We start from the raw sequence: 14,657 nt of genomic DNA on the forward strand, positions 1-14,657 counted from the left end.
CACTGCACCACGAACGCGCCCCCGGCCCAACAGGACCGGGGGCGCCGTTCGTCACTACTCAGTGGTGGTGATGGTCAGTGGTGGTGATGGCCATGGCCGTGGCCGTGGCCGTCGTCCTCCTCCTCGGCAGGCTTCTCGACAATCGCCGTCTCGGTGGTGAGCACCATCCGGGCGACCGACGCGGCGTTGAGCACCGCCGAGCGGGTCACCTTGACCGGATCGACCACACCGTCGGCCGACAGATCGCCGTACTCCAGGGTTGCGGCGTTGAAGCCTTGTCCCGCAGGAAGTTCGGTGACCTTGTTCACGACAACGGAGCCATCCAGGCCGGCGTTGGTGGCGATCCAGTACAGCGGCGAGGACAGCGCTGAGGCGAACACCTCGAGCCCTAGCCGCTCGTCACCGGTCAGCTCGCCGCGCAACGTGTCCAGGGAGCTACGCGCCTTGACCAGGGCGGCGCCGCCGCCGGCGATGATGCCCTCCTCGACCGCGGCCTTGGCCGCCGCGACCGCGTCCTCGACGGCTTCCTTGCGCTTCTTCAGGTCGGTCTCGGTGGCCGCGCCGACCTTGATGACGGCAACGCCGCCGGCCAGTTTGGCCAACCGCTCCTCGAGCTTCTCGCGGTCCCAGTCCGAGTCGCTGCCCTCGATCTCGGCCCGCAGCTGAGCCTTGCGCGCCTCGATCGCGTCCTTGGTACCACCGCCGTCGACGATCACCGTGCTGTCCTTGTCCACCACGACGCGCCGGGCGGTGCCGAGCACCTCGAGGCCGACCTCACGCAGCACGAGCCCGACGTCGGGGTTGACGACCTGCCCGCCGGTCACCACGGCGAGGTCGTCGAGGAACGCCTTGCGACGGTCACCGAAGAACGGCGCCTTGACCGCGACGGCCTTCAGGGTCTTGCGGATGGCGTTGACGACCAGCGTCGACAACGCCTCGCCCTCAACGTCTTCGGCGACGATCAACAGCGGCTTGCCCGCCTCGGCGACCTTCTCCAGCAGCGGAAGCAGGTCGGGCAGCGAGCTGATCTTCTCGCGGTGCATCAGCACCAGCGCATCCTCGAGCACCGCCTCCTGGGCGTCGAAGTCGGTCATGAAGTAGGCCGACAGGTAACCCTTGTCGAAGCCGACACCCTCGGTGATCTCCAGTTCGGTGCTCAGCGTCGAGGACTCCTCGACGGACACCACACCGTCGGCGCCGACCGTGGTCATCGCCTCGCCGACCAACTCGCCGACCTGCTGGTCCCGCGACGAGACCGTCGCGACCTGGGCGATGCCGTTCTTGTCCGACACCGGGGTGGCCGAGGCCAGCAGGGCCTCCGACACTGCGTCGGCGGCCTTGGCGATTCCCGAGCCGAGTGCGATGGGGTTGGCGCCCGCGGCGACGTTGCGAAGCCCCGCCTTGATGATCGCCTGTGCCAGCACGGTGGCCGTCGTGGTGCCGTCGCCCGCGACGTCGTTGGTCTTGGTGGCCACCGACTTCACCAGCTGCGCGCCGAGGTTCTCGAACGGGTCCTCCAAGTCGATCTCGCGCGCGATGGTCACGCCGTCGTTGGTGACGGTGGGCCCGCCCCAGGACTTGGCCAGCACCACGTTGCGACCGCGCGGGCCCAGGGTCACCCGCACCGCGTCGGCGAGCTTGTCGACACCGGCCTCCATTGCGCGACGCGCAGTTTCGTTGAACTCAATCTGCTTGCTCATCGTTGTCTTCCGTTAGTACGCATGCCGCCCCGGAAATCACCCGTGATGACGGGGACTTCCGGGGCGGTACACGGGTGCTTACTTGTTGACGACTGCCAGCACGTCGCGCGCCGACAGGATCAGGTACTCCTCGCCGTTGTACTTGATCTCGGTGCCGCCGTACTTGCTGTAGATGACGGTGTCGCCCTCCGAGACGTCCAGCGGGATGCGCTTTTCGCCCTCGTCGTCCCAGCGGCCGGGGCCGACGGCGACCACGGTGCCTTCCTGCGGCTTCTCCTTGGCGGTGTCCGGGATGACCAGACCGGAAGCGGTCGTGGTCTCGGCCTCGTTGGCCTGTACGAGGATCTTGTCCTCGAGTGGCTTGATGTTCACGCTCGCCACGATGGAGCCCTCCACTAGTTCGGGTGTCGATCCGGGGGATCCCGGACCTCAGTTACCAGGTGTTCGGCATAACGCCCGAGCCATACGCCGTCGTCGCGGGTGCCGGCGCAGGGGTTGGCCGCCTGCCACCTAGCACTCTATACACGAGAGTGCTAGCACTCAAGGCTGGGGTTGTGCGGGTCAGGCGACCTGTCCGCGAACCACCGGCAATCCCGGATCGCTGGCGGCGTCCAGCGGCGACGGTCCGGCGCCCGCGGCGATCAGGTGCGCGGCGAACGACGCGATCATCGCACCGTTGTCGGTGCACAGCCGCGGACGCGGAATCCGCAGCGTCAACCCCTGGTCCGCACACCGTTGCGCGGCCAGTTCCCGCAGCCGCGAGTTGGCCGCGACCCCTCCGGCGATCAGCAGCGTGTCGACGTCCAGTTGCTCGCACGCCCGCACCGCTTTGCGCGTCAGCACGCCGGCAACCGCCTCCTGGAAGCCGGCCGCCACGTCGGCCCGGTTGTAGTCGGGATGACTCGCCCGTTTCTCCACGTAGCGCGCGACCGCCGTCTTCAGACCGGAGAAGCTGAAGGCATAGGGCTCGTCGCGCGGGCCGGTCATGCCTCGTGGAAACACGATCGCCTCGCGGTCACCCTCACGAGCCAGGTCGTCGAGCACCTTGCCGCCTGGATAGCCGAGCCCCAGCAGCCGGGCCACCTTGTCGTACGCCTCCCCCGCCGCGTCGTCGACGGTGCTGCCCAGTTCGATGATCGGCTCGCCCAGCGATCGCACGTGCAGCAGGTTGGTGTGCCCGCCCGACACCAGCAGGCCGATGCTCTCCGGCAACGGGCCGTGGTCGTAGACGTCGGCGGCCAGATGCCCGCCGAGGTGGTTGACGGCGTAGAACGGCACCTGCCAGGCCGCCGCGTAGGCCTTGGCCGCGGCGACGCCGACCAGCAGCGCACCCGCCAGACCGGGCCCGATCGTCGCCGCGACGACGTCGGGCCTCGCGATGCCCGCGGTCGTCAGCGCGCGCCGCATGGTCGGGCCCAGCGCCTCCAAGTGTGCGCGCGAGGCGATCTCGGGGACGACGCCGCCGAACCGGGCGTGCTCGTCGACGCTGGAGGCCACCTCGTCGGCGAGCAGACGGACCGACCCGTCGGCGCCCAGTTCCGCGATGCCGACACCGGTTTCGTCACACGAGCTCTCGATGGCCAGGATGATCACGGTGTCTGTTGTCTCGCAGGGCTCGGTGGGTCTCGCCTCATCGTATACGCGTCGGCGCCGCTGGCCCGGTAGTAGCGCTTGCGCAGGCCGACGTTGACGAAGCCGAGGCTTTCGTACAGCGAGATGGCGGGCACGTTGTCGGTGCGCACCTCGAGGAAGACGGTGCCACCCTCGGCGTGCTCGAGCAGATCGGTCAGCATCCGCTTGCCGATGCCCTGCCGGTGATAGGCGGGATCGACCCCGATGGTGTGAATCTCGTACTCATAGGGCGTCTTTCGGCCCAACCGGGCGATTCCGGCGTAGCCGACGAGCTTGTCACCGTCGCGGGCCGCGACGTATCGGATGTGTTCGGCCTTGAGCTCGGCGAGGAACGCCCGCTCGGGCCAAGGGTCGTCGCCGTCGAACAACTGTGCCTCCAGCTCCGCACACCGCGCGGCATCGAAGGGCCCCAGGGGTCCGTACGCGATGCTCACCGCTTCACCACCGCGGGTCTGGCGTCGGGGCGCCGCAGGTAGAGCGGAATCAACGGCGCCGGTTCGGCCGTCCAGTCCGGCACGGCTCGCACCAGGCCAACCACCCTCGGGTACACCGGCGGCCGGGCCAGCGCATCCTCGGCGCCCGGCACCTCGGCGGGTGAGTCGACGGCAGGCCCGGCGGTGCGCACACCGTCGCGGTAGCGCGCCCAGTACACCTCCCGGCGGCGGGCGTCGGTCACCACCAGTGCCTCTCCGACGGTCTCGACGCCGATCGCGTCGAGGCTGCACACGCCGTGGACCGGCAGACCGAGCGCATGCCCGTAGGCGGCGGCGCTCGCCATGCCGACCCGCAGGCCGGTGAACGGGCCGGGCCCGCATCCGACCACCACCGCACCGAGCTCGCTCACGCTGATCCCGGCGTCGGCGAGCGCGCCGACCGCATTGGGTGTGAGTTGTTCGGCATGCGCCCTGGCATCGACCGTGACGCGTTCGGCCAGTACCTGGAGCCCGTCGAGCACGACCACGCCCGCGGTGACCGCGGGCGTTGCGGTGTCGATCGCGAGCACGATCGTGTCTCCTGCACCGTGCGTGCGGGTCACGGCTCGCTCCACTCCCAGACCGCCGTGCGGATCTCGGTGTCGCGGGCCCGTTCGAGCCGGACATCGAGGTGGCGGTCGGAAAGTCTCTCGGCCAGGCCCTCGCCCCACTCGACGACCACGACGGCGTCATCGAGATCGGTGTCGAGATCCAGCGAGTCCAGTTCGGCCAGCAGGTCGACCGAACCCTCGGCCGAACCCCAGTCGAGCAGCCGGTACAGGTCCACGTGGATCATCGCCGGAGTGCCGGGTCGGCGCGCGCGGTGCACCCGCGTTAGTACGAAGGTCGGCGAGATCACCGGGCCGTCCACGTCCATCGCCTTCGCGATCCCCTTGGCCAGCACGGTTTTTCCGGCGCCGAGCGGTCCGGACAACACGACGACGTCACCCGGCAGGAGCTGCTCACCGAGCCGGACACCCAACGCGATCGTGTCTTCGGCGGTGACGAGTTCGGCCGTGCCCGAGGCGCGGTCACCCATAGTTGCGGACCCGTTCGCGCACGCGGCGGGTGAGCCTTACGAGCTTGGACGGTGTCGCACGCTCAACCAGCCGCACCAGGGCGTCGTTGATGACTTCGGGCTGCTCGAGCTGAACCAGGTGGCCTGCGCCGCCGACGATCAGCAGCTCGGCCTTCGGGAGCGCGGCCGCGATGGCCTGGGAGTAGTCCATCGAGGTGAGCAGGTCGCGGTCGCCGCACGCCACGAGGGTCGGCACCTTCGCCAGCGTCACCAGTCCGTCGGACTCGTCGTGCACCTCGAGCGCATGCAGGAATTCGACCAGCGTGGCGATCGGTGTCTCGTGCATCATCTGCTCGGAGAAGGCCACCACGCTGGGGCTGATCTTGTCGTCGCCGTACGATGCCGCCCGCAGGATCGGCGCGATCACCGCTTTGGCGGCTCCGCGGGTGCGGTGCACGGCCTTCGGGGCGTACCGCACCGCGAACTGCACCGCTTCCAGCGCCGGGTTCTTCAGGATCTCGCCGAGCGGGGAGCGTGACACCCCTTCGGCCGCCGAGGCGATGATCGCGGCCCCCACGACGCGCGTCGGGTAGCGGTGCGGGAACTGGCGCGCGTGCGAGAGCACGGTCATCCCGCCCATCGAATGACCGACGAGCACCACCGGGCCCCGTGGCGCCGTCACCGCCAGCACGGACTCGAGGTCCTGTCCGAGCTGGGTGACGGTGTAGCTCTCCGGCGGCGCCTCCGCCGACTGGCCGTGCCCACGCTGGTCGTAGAACACCATCCGGACCTGGTCGCCCCACTGTTCGGTGAGCCGGGCACGCTGGAAGTGGAAGGCGCCCATGCGCAGGCAGAACCCGTGTGCGAACACGACGGTCAGCGGCGCGTCCTGCGGGCCGACCTCGCGAACCGCCAACGACACCCCGTCCAACGTGGTGACCACCGAGCTGCGGTCGACGTCGAGCAACTCGAAGTCTTCGCCCTCATAGGGGTCGTCGCTGCTGACGCGGCGACGCAGAGAGCGCGCGGCGGACAGCCCCGCAGCGGACCCGACAGCGCTCAGTCCCGCCGCCCCGGCCAGCCAGCGTGCGCCCGCCCCACGGTCACGCGGTAGCTGGATCTCGCTGTCGCTCAACGGGTTCCACCTGTCGATCGGGCATAGGTCCGGACGATGCGGCCGCGCGGGCTGGTGACGATCTCGTAGTTGATGGTGCCCAGCAGGTCGGCCCAGGTCTGCGCAGTGGGTTCGCCATGGGCGCCGGGCCCGAACAAGATCGCGTCGTCACCCTCGGCAACGTCGCTGTCGGGGCCGACGTCGACCACCAACTGGTCCATGCAGATCCGCCCCACATTGCGGTGCAGGCGGCCGTTGATGAGCACCTCGATGCGGTTGCTCAACCCGCGGAAGATGCCGTCGGCGTATCCGACGGGTAGCAGCGCCAGTGTGGTGTCGCGGTCGGCGATCCAGGTGTGCCCGTAGGAGACGCCGTCGCCGGCGCGCACCTTACGCACCAGTGCGACAGGGGATTTCACGGTCATCGCGGGACGCAACCCCATGTCACCGCGCTGCGGGATCGGGGTCTGCCCGTAGACGGCGATCCCCGGGCGGACGAGGTCGAATGCCAGGTCGGGTCGGGTCATCGCGGCGGGCGAGTTGCTCAGGTGCACGATCTCGAACCGCACGCCCTGCCCGGCGGCCTGGTCGCGCATCTCTGTGAGCCGTTGCGCCTGAACGCTGTTGAGCGGGTGGTCGGGATCGTCCCCGTGGACGAGGTGCGACATGAGGCCGCGCAGGCGGATGGCCTCGGCCGCCTGGGCACGCTGGGTCTCGGCGAGCAACACCGCGAAGTCGGCCGGGCTGACGCCGTTGCGGTTCAGCCCGGTGTCGACCTTGATGGACAGCGTCGCCGGGTGACCGGTCCGCTCGACAGCGTCGAGCACGTCGGAAAGCTGGCGCACCGAGGACACCGCGAGTTGCACGCCGGCGGTCACCGCGGGGCCGAAGTCGACGCCCGGCGGGTGCAACCAGGCCAGCACCGGAGCCGTGAGGCCGGCTCGGCGCAGTGCCAGCGCCTCGTCGATCGTCGCGACGCCCAGCTCGGCCGCCCCCGCGGCCAGCGCGACTCGCCCCACCTCGACGGCGCCGTGACCGTAGCCGTCGGCCTTGACCACGACCATCACCTGCGCGCTGCCTGCGCGCTCGCGCAGCAACCGCACGTTGTGGGCGATGGCGTCGAGGTCGACGACCGCCTGCGGGGCTGCGGTCGTCACCGGGGTGGTCAGTTCGGTCGTGTGCATGGTCTCCTCACCACGGCCGATTGTCCCAGACGCGGGTCCGAGGCTAGTGCGCGAAGGGCTGCTCGTGGTCGAAGTGGCCCTGCGGCTTGAGTTCGTCGAGGTGCGCCAACACGGTCGCCAGGTCGTCGTAGAGCGACCTGGCCAGGTCGGCGGAGAAGCCCTCCCGGACGACGACGCGCAGCATCGTGACGTCGGTCGCACCCTCGGGCATGGTGTAGGCCGGCACCTGCCAGCCGTAGGACCGCAGCGCCTGCGACACGTCGAACTCGGTGTAACCGAAATCACCCGCCAGCTTGAAGCTGACCACGGGGATGGCCGAGCCATCGGCCACCACCACGAAATGTCTGCTCTCGCTGAGCTGATCGCCGAGCCATCGCGCGGTCTGCGAAAGCGACTGCATCACCTGCGCATACCCGCCCCGGCCGAGGCGAAGGAAGTTGTAGTACTGACCCACCACCTGGTTGCCGGGCCGCGAGAAGTTCAGCGTGAACGTCGGCATGTCGCCGCCCAGGTAATTGACCCGGAACACGAGGTCCTCGGGCAGGTACTCGGGACTGCGCCACACCACGAAGCCGATGCCCGGGTAGGTAAGCCCGTACTTGTGTCCGCTGACGTTGATCGACACCACGCGTGGCAGCCGGAAGTCCCACTCCAGGTCGGGGTGCAGGAAGGGCACCACGAAGCCGCCGCTGGCCGCGTCGACGTGCACGGGGATGTCGACGCCCCCGGTCTTGGTGCCGTCGCCCCCACCGGCGGCCACCTTGTCCAGCGCCGCGCAGATCTCGGCGATCGGCTCCAGTTCACCGGTGTAGGTGGTGCCCAGGATGGCCACCACGCCGATGGTGTCCTCGTCGACGGCATCCAGAACCTGCTCGGGGGTGATGACGTAGCGGTCGTCGGCCATCGGCAGGTAGCGCGGTTCGACGTCGAAGTACCGGCAGAACTTCTCCCACACCACCTGCACGTTCGATCCCATCACCAGGTTGGGTGTTCGGCCCTTCCAGTCCTCGCCCACCTTCTCCCGCCAGCGCCACTTCATCGCCAGACCCGCCAGCATGACGGCCTCGCTGGAACCGATGGTCGACACCCCCACCGCACTGTTGGGGTCGTCGTCACGCAGGTCTTCGGCGTGGAACAGGTCGGCCACCATACACACGCAGCGCTGCTCGATCGCAGCGGTCGCCGGGTACTCGTCCTTGTCGATCATGTTCTTGTCGAACGTCTCGGCCATCAGCTTCTCGGCCTGCGGGTCCATCCACGTCGTGACGAAGGTGGCCAGGTTCAGCCGCGAACTCCCATCGAGCATGAGTTCGTCGTGAATGAACCGGTACGCGGCCTCCGGGTCCATCGCGTCGTCGGGCAGGCGCAACGACGGGACCGGCGCCATCGCGAACCGTCCGGTGTAGGCGGGGGCGACCTGCGGCGCGTGCGGGCGCGTATGCGACATGACAATCCTCTCGGCTACGAACTGAATTCCAAACTGGCGATCGCGCCGCGAAGGTGCGCGAGGATGCCTGACGCCGACGTCGGCGCGCGGTGAGGCCCCGGATCGGCGGCCGACAGGTTGGCCGCACGAGCATGCACGAATGCCGCTGCGGCCGCCGCGTCGCCGGGAGCCAGGCCCGCGGCCAGCAGCGATCCGATGATCCCCGACAGCACGTCTCCGGAACCCGCTGTGGCGGCCCATGATTGGCCCGCCGGGCTCAGGTACACCCTGCCGAAAGGCTCGGCGATGACCGTGACATTGCCCTTGAGCAGCACGGTGACGCCCAGGCGGTCGGCCAGCGCGCGGGTGGCGGCCACCCGATCCTCGCCAGGCGGCGCACCGGCGAGGCGCGCGAATTCGCCGGCATGGGGTGTCAGCACGGTGGGCGCGGCGCGGTTGACAACGATGTCCGGGTGGGCGGCCAGGATCGTCAGCCCGTCGGCGTCGACGATCACCGGAAGTCCACTTTCCAGGGCGAACCACAACGCCACGGCCCCCGCTTCGTCGGTGCCTGTGCCCGGGCCGACCGCCCACGCCTGTACGCGGCCCGAAGCGCTCGGGGTGGGTGCGGCGATCACCTCCGGCCAGCGCGAAAGCACCTGCTGCGCGGCGCTTCCCGCGTACCGAACCATGCCCGACGTCGCCGCCACCGCCGCGCCTGTGCACAGCACGGCTGCGCCGGGGTAGGTATCGGATCCGGCGATGATGCCGGTGACGCCCTGGGTGTATTTGTCGTCCTTCGGCCCCGGTGTGGGCCACAGTGCGGCGGCGTCGCGTGCGTCGAGACCGACGACGTCCGAGGGCGGCAGGGTCAGTCCGATGTCGACCAACCTCACTCGCCCGCATTCGCCGAGCGCGTGAACGGGTTTGAGGCCGCCGAACGTGACGGTCATCGCGGCCCGCACGTGCGGGTCGGCCGCCGCGCCGGTCTGCACATCGAGGCCGCTCGGGATGTCGACCGCCACCACGGGGACCCCCGCGTCGGCGACGGTGGCGAACACCGCGGCGGCGTTGGGCCGCAGCGGCCCGGACCCGGAGATGCCGACGACGCCGTCGATCACCAGATCCGTTGTCGGCGGGACGGATTCGACGACCCTGCCGCCAGCCCGTCGAAACGCGGCCAGCGCCGCGCCGTGCGCCTTCTCGGGATTGAGGAGTACGGCGGCGGCCGCGGCCCCTCGACGGCGCAGCAAGGTCGCCGCCCACAGCGCGTCACCACCGTTGTCCCCCGAGCCGACCACGGCGCACACGCGGCTTCCGGCGACGCCACCGGCGCGCATCACGAGTTCGTGAGCGATCGCAACGGCCAGTCCGTTGGCGGCTCGGCGCATCAGAACGCCGTCCGGCAGGCTCGCCAACAACGGCGCTTCGGCCTCGCGGATCTGGTCGGCGGTGTAGTAGTGCCGCATCGAGATCAGGATTCCATGCCGACCGCCCTTTTCGGTCGCCGACGCGGGAATGCACCGTGCAGCGGGTCGGTGCTCGTCGCGGCGAGCAAAATCGGTTGACAGTGACCTCGACCACCCGCTGGCGGCGATAGGTCACGATCCGATAACAGTGCCTCCCGCGTCGCCGTGATCATGAGGATCGCCGTTTGCCCTGGTCAGCGCCTCTATTGCGGGGGTTGCGGCCGGATCTGCGCCGCACCGACCTTGTTGAGCGGCGCCACGGCACTGTGTTTAGGTCGGGCGACCGATGACGTGACGTAGTGGATTTGGTGAATGAATCGGCTGAGATCAGCTAATTGGTATGTGCGTATTTCATAAGGGCTTCGGGCAGGTCGCTTCCCCGGCCCCGGCCCGCGAACCATCCCCGCGCCGGGACTGGCGGTCGCGGCTCAGGCCGCCCACGGCCTCCGACGCCATCGCGATGCGACAGCTGGCCGAGGCCACGGAAGTCCTCGACGTCAACTCGACGTATGCCTACCTGTTATGGGCGACCGACTTCGCAGGCACCTCGATCGTCGCTGACGACGACGGTGAGCTGTGCGGCTTCATCACCGGCTACCATCCGCCGACCCGACCAGAGGTCCTGTTCGTCTGGCAGGTGGCCGTAGGGCCCGCCGCTCAGGGACGCGGAGTGGCCGCGGCCATGCTGGACGGCCTCGTCGCCAGGGTCCGCAGCGACCGACGGGGACATCCGGTGACCGTCGAGGCCACCGTCACGCCGAGCAACCGGCAATCGCGACGGTTCTTCACGAGCTTCGCCGAGCGGCACGGAGTGCCACTGACCGAGCACCCGCGCTTCGGCGCCGAGCTTCTGGACCCGGACAGCAACCACGAAGACGAGCCGGTCCTGCGGATCGGCCCCGTTGTGAACCCTCTTTAACCGACACAGATACGGAGACGCAATGTCACTGCTGGAAACCGACATCCTCGCCAAGCATTCCGAGCTTCCCGCCGTTTTCGACGAGGTGGAGTCGGAGGTGCGCAGCTACTGCCGCGGCTGGCCCACGATGATGCAGACCGCGCAAGGCTCATGGCTCACCGACACCGCGGGACGGCGCTACCTGGACTTCTTCGCCGGCGCGGGCGCGATCAACTACGGACACAACAACCCTGCCCTCAAGCAGGCTCTCCTGGACTACCTCGCCTCGGACGGAATCGTGCATTCGCTGGACATGGCTACCACCGCCAAGCGGGACTTCCTCGAGACGTTCCGCCGACTGGTGCTCGAGCCCCGTGACCTGGACTACAAGGTGCAGTTCCCCGGCCCCACCGGCACCAATGCCGTCGAATCGGCGTTGAAGTTGGCCCGTAAGGTGACCGGTCGCGAGTCGATCATCAGCTTCACCAACGCTTTCCACGGCATGACGCTGGGATCGCTTTCGGTGACCGGGAACTCGATGAAGCGGGCGGGCGCGGGCATCCCCCTCGTACACGCCACACCGATGCCCTACGACAACTACTTCGGCGGTGTGACCGAGGACTTCCACTGGTTCGAGCGGGTCCTCGACGACTCGGGTAGCGGGTTGAACCGTCCCGCGGCCGTGATCGTGGAGACCGTGCAGGGCGAGGGCGGACTGAACGTCGCGCGCATCGAGTGGCTGCAAGCGCTCGCCGAGTTGTGCCGCCATCGCGAGATCCTTCTCATCGTCGACGACGTGCAGATGGGGTGCGGTCGCACCGGACCCTTCTTCAGCTTCGAGGCGGCGGACATCGTGCCCGACATCGTGACGCTGTCCAAATCCATCAGCGGCTACGGACTGCCCATGGCGCTGACCCTTTTCCGCTCGGAGCTCGACGTCTGGGCGCCGGGGGAACACAACGGCACGTTCCGTGGACACAACCCCGCCTTCGTGACCGCCACCAAGGCGCTCGAGGTCTACTGGAGCAGTGCCGTACTCGCCCGGAGCACCCGCGACAAGGGTGAGCTCATCCGCGACCGGCTCGAGCGCATCGCCGCCGGCCACGACGGCGTCTCGGCGCGGGGCCGCGGAATGGCGCAGGGCTTGAAGTTCGAGGACGCCGACCGCGCCGGCGCGGTTTGCAAGGCGGCGTTCGACCGTGGTGTGCTGATGGAGACCAGCGGGCCGCAGGACGAAGTGGTCAAACTCCTGCCACCGCTGACGACCTCGCACACCGATCTCAATGCCGGCCTTGACATTCTGTCCGAGTCGGTTGCTGCGGCAACCGATTAGGCGCGACGGGAAGGAGTTTCTCTTGATTGTGCGCACCACGGAGGAGATCACCGGGACCGAGCGCGACGTATCCGACGGCTCATGGCGCTCCAAGCGCATCGTGCTGGCCGGCGACGGTGTCGGTTTCTCGTTCCACGAGACAACCATCAACGCGGACTCGATCTGCGAGTTCCACTACCAGTACCACGTGGAGGCGGTCTGGGTGGTCGAAGGCACCGGCGCGCTCACCAACCTGGAAACCGGTGAGCAGCATCGCTTGTCGGCGGGCACCATGTACCTGCTCGACGGGCACGAGCCGCACCGCATCGTCTGTCATGAACAGCTGCGGATGTTCTGTGTGTTCAACCCGCCGGTGACCGGGCAGGAAGTCCACGACGAGACCGGCGCGTACCCGCCGCCGCAGCCGGCGGCGTGATCGTCATGCACCGCACCGACGACAACTACCCCACCCGGCTGCAGCACCCGATCGCGCCGATTCCGCGGCTCGAGCCCACCGTCTGGGGAGGTGAGGCACACGGCCCGCTGGACCCGGCCTCGCTGATCGGCTTCGGCGAGCAGGGCTACCTGAAGCGCTACAACACCGTCGGCGACGACTGGCTGCCCGCCCTGCGCCGTGAACTGGATCAGTTGGGCAACGACGCCGACGAGTCCGATCCACGCGTCATCCGCGAGCCCAACGGCAGCGTCCGATCGGTGTTCGAGCCGCACGTCCTGTCCGACCTCGTCGCGCAGGTCATCGAACTCGACACCGTGCTGCCGATCGCGCGCCAACTGCTGGGCAGCGACGTCTACATCCACCAGGCCCGGATCAACTTCATGCCGGGATTCACCGGCAGCGGGTTCTACTGGCACTCCGATTTCGAGACCTGGCACGCCGAGGACGGCATGCCCGCCATCCGAGCGGTGTCGTGTTCCGTCGCGCTGACCGACAACTTCTCCTACAACGGGTCGCTGATGGTGATGCCCGGTTCGCACCGCACCTTCTACCCGTGCGTCGGCGCGACTCCCGACAACCACCACAACACCTCGCTGGTGCGCCAGGACATCGGTGTTCCGGATCGAGCAGTGCTGACCCAGGCCGCGGAGCGGTGTGGCATCGACCAGTTCACCGGGCCGGCAGGCACCGCGCTGTGGTTCGACGCCAACCTCATGCACGGCTCGGGTTCGAACATCACGCCGTTCCCACGATCGAACATCTTCCTCGTGTTCAACTCCGTGGAGAATGCGCTCACCGAGCCGTTCGCCGCCGCCCGGCCCCGCCCTGAGTACCTCGCGGCGCGAAAGGTCGCCGCGCCGCGTTACGTCAGCTGACGAAACGCCGGGTGCTCGCGGCCTCATGTGCGCCGGTCGACGTCTGCCCAAAAGGCGCCCGCCGTCTCGGCGATCTGCGCGGGGTACTCGCCGTTGATTGCGTGCGAGGCCTCGGGCCAGAGCTCGATCTGACTGTGACGCAGGAAGTTTCGCGCCGTCACGGCGGCACGGGTGGCGTCGTGGATCACGCTGCGACCGGCCAGCAGCGCGAGCACCGGCACATCGAGCGCGCGCAGCTGGTTGGCGGTGAAGCGCTCGGGCAGTGGCTGACGTGACTCGAAGTCGGCGGTGCCTGCGGCGATGAGCGCGACGATCGGGTCGGCATAGTCGATTTCCGCACCGCCCGACAGCCAGCGCAGCACCCGGCGGCGGTAGGCCTCCGGGACACCGGGGATCGTCATCGGCGCGACGGCGAGCATTGTGCGGATCGGGATGGGCGCGAACGTCATCACGGGATCCACCAGCACCAGCGACGCGGTCCGGTCAGGCCGACGCACGGCGTAGTTGGCGGCGGCCCACCCGCCGAACGACACCCCCATCAGGTGCGGAGACGACAGGCCCAGGCCGCCGAGCAGGTCGTCTAACCAGCGCGCCTGGTCGTCGGCGTCGCACACGGGCCGCCGCTGCACCGACAGGCCGGGCTCACCCAGCAGGTCGACGGCGTAGAAGGTGCGGTGACTCATCAGGCTGGGCAGGTTGGGCGCCCATATCGGTGTTGATGCGTTTCGGCCCGGCAGCAGGACGACCGGTCGACCGGCGGGACCGTCGAAGCGGTAGGTGCGCACCGTGCCGAAACGTGTAGTCACGTCGCGGGAGTCGCTGTGCACCGGCAGCGCGGCGACAGCGGATCGATAGCGGTCCAGGAATCTGCTGCGAGCCGCTTCGCTGCGGAAGTGTCCGACGCCCAGACCGATGTCGTCCTCCTGAGGTCTTGGCGTCATCGTCGGCGGTGCCGGGTGGCCACGAGGGACTTTGGGCCCCTTTTCCTGCCGACTTCTGCCTCGGCTCAACCGCACGGTATCGGAACTACACTCGCGGTGGCGGTGGACAGGAGTGGTTACCTCTGGTTCCTCGCTAAGGCGACTACCTGGACGTAACC

At 68.8% G+C, this 14,657-nt stretch carries 15 protein-coding genes; 4 read left to right on the forward strand and 11 right to left on the reverse strand.

Features of this window, described 5'->3' with window-relative positions:
* Positions 1 to 74 precede the first annotated feature (74 nt).
* The 10 genes from groL to K3G64_RS03515 all read right to left on the reverse strand — a co-directional run bounded on the left by groL (position 75) and on the right by K3G64_RS03515 (position 10,016).
* A complete protein-coding gene (groL, locus tag K3G64_RS03470) occupies positions 75 to 1,700 on the reverse strand; it encodes a chaperonin GroEL (protein WP_238889006.1) in 1,626 nt (541 codons plus the stop codon).
* 78 nt (positions 1,701 to 1,778) lie between these two features.
* Positions 1,779 to 2,081: a co-chaperone GroES gene (gene groES / locus K3G64_RS03475; protein WP_041310041.1), complete on the reverse strand. Its 303-nt coding sequence runs from the start codon at positions 2,079 to 2,081 to the stop codon at positions 1,779 to 1,781.
* 180 nt (positions 2,082 to 2,261) lie between these two features.
* Positions 2,262 to 3,293: a tRNA (adenosine(37)-N6)-threonylcarbamoyltransferase complex transferase subunit TsaD gene (gene tsaD / locus K3G64_RS03480; protein ID WP_238889008.1), complete on the reverse strand. Its 1,032-nt coding sequence runs from the start codon at positions 3,291 to 3,293 to the stop codon at positions 2,262 to 2,264.
* Positions 3,290 to 3,766 (reverse strand): ribosomal protein S18-alanine N-acetyltransferase, encoded by a 477-nt coding sequence (gene rimI / locus K3G64_RS03485; RefSeq protein ID WP_238889010.1) that lies wholly within the window; start codon positions 3,764 to 3,766, stop codon positions 3,290 to 3,292. Before rimI ends, tsaD begins: the two co-directional genes overlap by 4 nt.
* Positions 3,763 to 4,368: a tRNA (adenosine(37)-N6)-threonylcarbamoyltransferase complex dimerization subunit type 1 TsaB gene (gene tsaB / locus K3G64_RS03490; protein ID WP_238889012.1), complete on the reverse strand. Its 606-nt coding sequence runs from the start codon at positions 4,366 to 4,368 to the stop codon at positions 3,763 to 3,765. The genes rimI and tsaB overlap by 4 nt, the downstream gene beginning before the upstream one ends.
* A complete protein-coding gene (tsaE, locus tag K3G64_RS03495) occupies positions 4,365 to 4,844 on the reverse strand; it encodes a tRNA (adenosine(37)-N6)-threonylcarbamoyltransferase complex ATPase subunit type 1 TsaE (protein WP_238889015.1) in 480 nt (159 codons plus the stop codon). The genes tsaB and tsaE overlap by 4 nt, the downstream gene beginning before the upstream one ends.
* Positions 4,837 to 5,958, reverse strand: coding sequence for an alpha/beta fold hydrolase (locus K3G64_RS03500; RefSeq protein WP_238889017.1), 1,122 nt, complete (start codon positions 5,956 to 5,958; stop codon positions 4,837 to 4,839). The genes tsaE and K3G64_RS03500 overlap by 8 nt, the downstream gene beginning before the upstream one ends.
* Positions 5,955 to 7,142: an alanine racemase gene (gene alr, locus K3G64_RS03505; protein WP_370647160.1), complete on the reverse strand. Its 1,188-nt coding sequence runs from the start codon at positions 7,140 to 7,142 to the stop codon at positions 5,955 to 5,957. Before alr ends, K3G64_RS03500 begins: the two co-directional genes overlap by 4 nt.
* Positions 7,143 to 7,164: 22 nt before the next feature.
* Positions 7,165 to 8,568, reverse strand: a complete 1,404-nt coding sequence (locus K3G64_RS03510; RefSeq protein ID WP_238889021.1) for a glutamate decarboxylase — start codon at positions 8,566 to 8,568, stop codon at positions 7,165 to 7,167.
* 14 nt (positions 8,569 to 8,582) lie between these two features.
* A complete protein-coding gene (locus K3G64_RS03515) occupies positions 8,583 to 10,016 on the reverse strand; it encodes an NAD(P)H-hydrate dehydratase (RefSeq protein WP_238889023.1) in 1,434 nt (477 codons plus the stop codon).
* A 460-nt stretch (positions 10,017 to 10,476) separates the two neighbouring features.
* Between K3G64_RS03515 and ectA the strand changes: the two genes are divergently transcribed.
* Genes ectA through thpD form a run of 4 tightly spaced genes read left to right on the forward strand, consistent with a single transcriptional unit; the run spans position 10,477 to position 13,558 of the window.
* A complete protein-coding gene (ectA, locus tag K3G64_RS03520; protein WP_238889025.1) occupies positions 10,477 to 10,935 on the forward strand; it encodes a diaminobutyrate acetyltransferase in 459 nt (152 codons plus the stop codon).
* A 22-nt stretch (positions 10,936 to 10,957) separates the two neighbouring features.
* Positions 10,958 to 12,247, forward strand: coding sequence for a diaminobutyrate--2-oxoglutarate transaminase (gene ectB, locus K3G64_RS03525; protein ID WP_238889027.1), 1,290 nt, complete (start codon positions 10,958 to 10,960; stop codon positions 12,245 to 12,247).
* 22 nt (positions 12,248 to 12,269) lie between these two features.
* Entirely contained in the window at positions 12,270 to 12,662 is a 393-nt protein-coding gene (locus tag K3G64_RS03530; protein WP_238889029.1) for an ectoine synthase, read from the forward strand.
* 5 nt (positions 12,663 to 12,667) lie between these two features.
* A complete protein-coding gene (gene thpD, locus K3G64_RS03535; RefSeq protein ID WP_238889031.1) occupies positions 12,668 to 13,558 on the forward strand; it encodes an ectoine hydroxylase in 891 nt (296 codons plus the stop codon).
* 23 nt (positions 13,559 to 13,581) lie between these two features.
* Here the strand turns inward: thpD and K3G64_RS03540 are convergent, their stop codons facing one another.
* Entirely contained in the window at positions 13,582 to 14,499 is a 918-nt protein-coding gene (locus K3G64_RS03540; protein WP_238889033.1) for an alpha/beta fold hydrolase, read from the reverse strand.
* Between the last annotated feature and the right edge of the window lie 158 nt (positions 14,500 to 14,657).

This window comes from Mycobacterium sp. IDR2000157661 (genome assembly GCF_022317005.1).
In the GTDB taxonomy this organism is placed as follows: Bacteria; Actinomycetota; Actinomycetes; order Mycobacteriales; family Mycobacteriaceae; genus Mycobacterium.

Excerpts from the sequence above, each read along its gene's own strand:
- groL (WP_238889006.1), bottom strand. The coding sequence starts at position 1,700 with ATGAGCAAGCAGATTGAGTTCAACGAAACTGCGCGTCGCGCAATGGAG.
- tsaE (WP_238889015.1), bottom strand. The coding sequence starts at position 4,844 with ATGGGTGACCGCGCCTCGGGCACGGCCGAACTCGTCACCGCCGAAGAC.
- K3G64_RS03510 (WP_238889021.1), bottom strand. The coding sequence starts at position 8,568 with ATGTCGCATACGCGCCCGCACGCGCCGCAGGTCGCCCCCGCCTACACC.
- K3G64_RS03515 (WP_238889023.1), bottom strand. The coding sequence starts at position 10,016 with ATGCGGCACTACTACACCGCCGACCAGATCCGCGAGGCCGAAGCGCCG.
- ectA (WP_238889025.1), top strand. The coding sequence starts at position 10,477 with ATGCGACAGCTGGCCGAGGCCACGGAAGTCCTCGACGTCAACTCGACG.
- ectB (WP_238889027.1), top strand. The coding sequence starts at position 10,958 with ATGTCACTGCTGGAAACCGACATCCTCGCCAAGCATTCCGAGCTTCCC.
- thpD (WP_238889031.1), top strand. The coding sequence starts at position 12,668 with ATGCACCGCACCGACGACAACTACCCCACCCGGCTGCAGCACCCGATC.
- K3G64_RS03540 (WP_238889033.1), bottom strand. The coding sequence starts at position 14,499 with ATGACGCCAAGACCTCAGGAGGACGACATCGGTCTGGGCGTCGGACAC.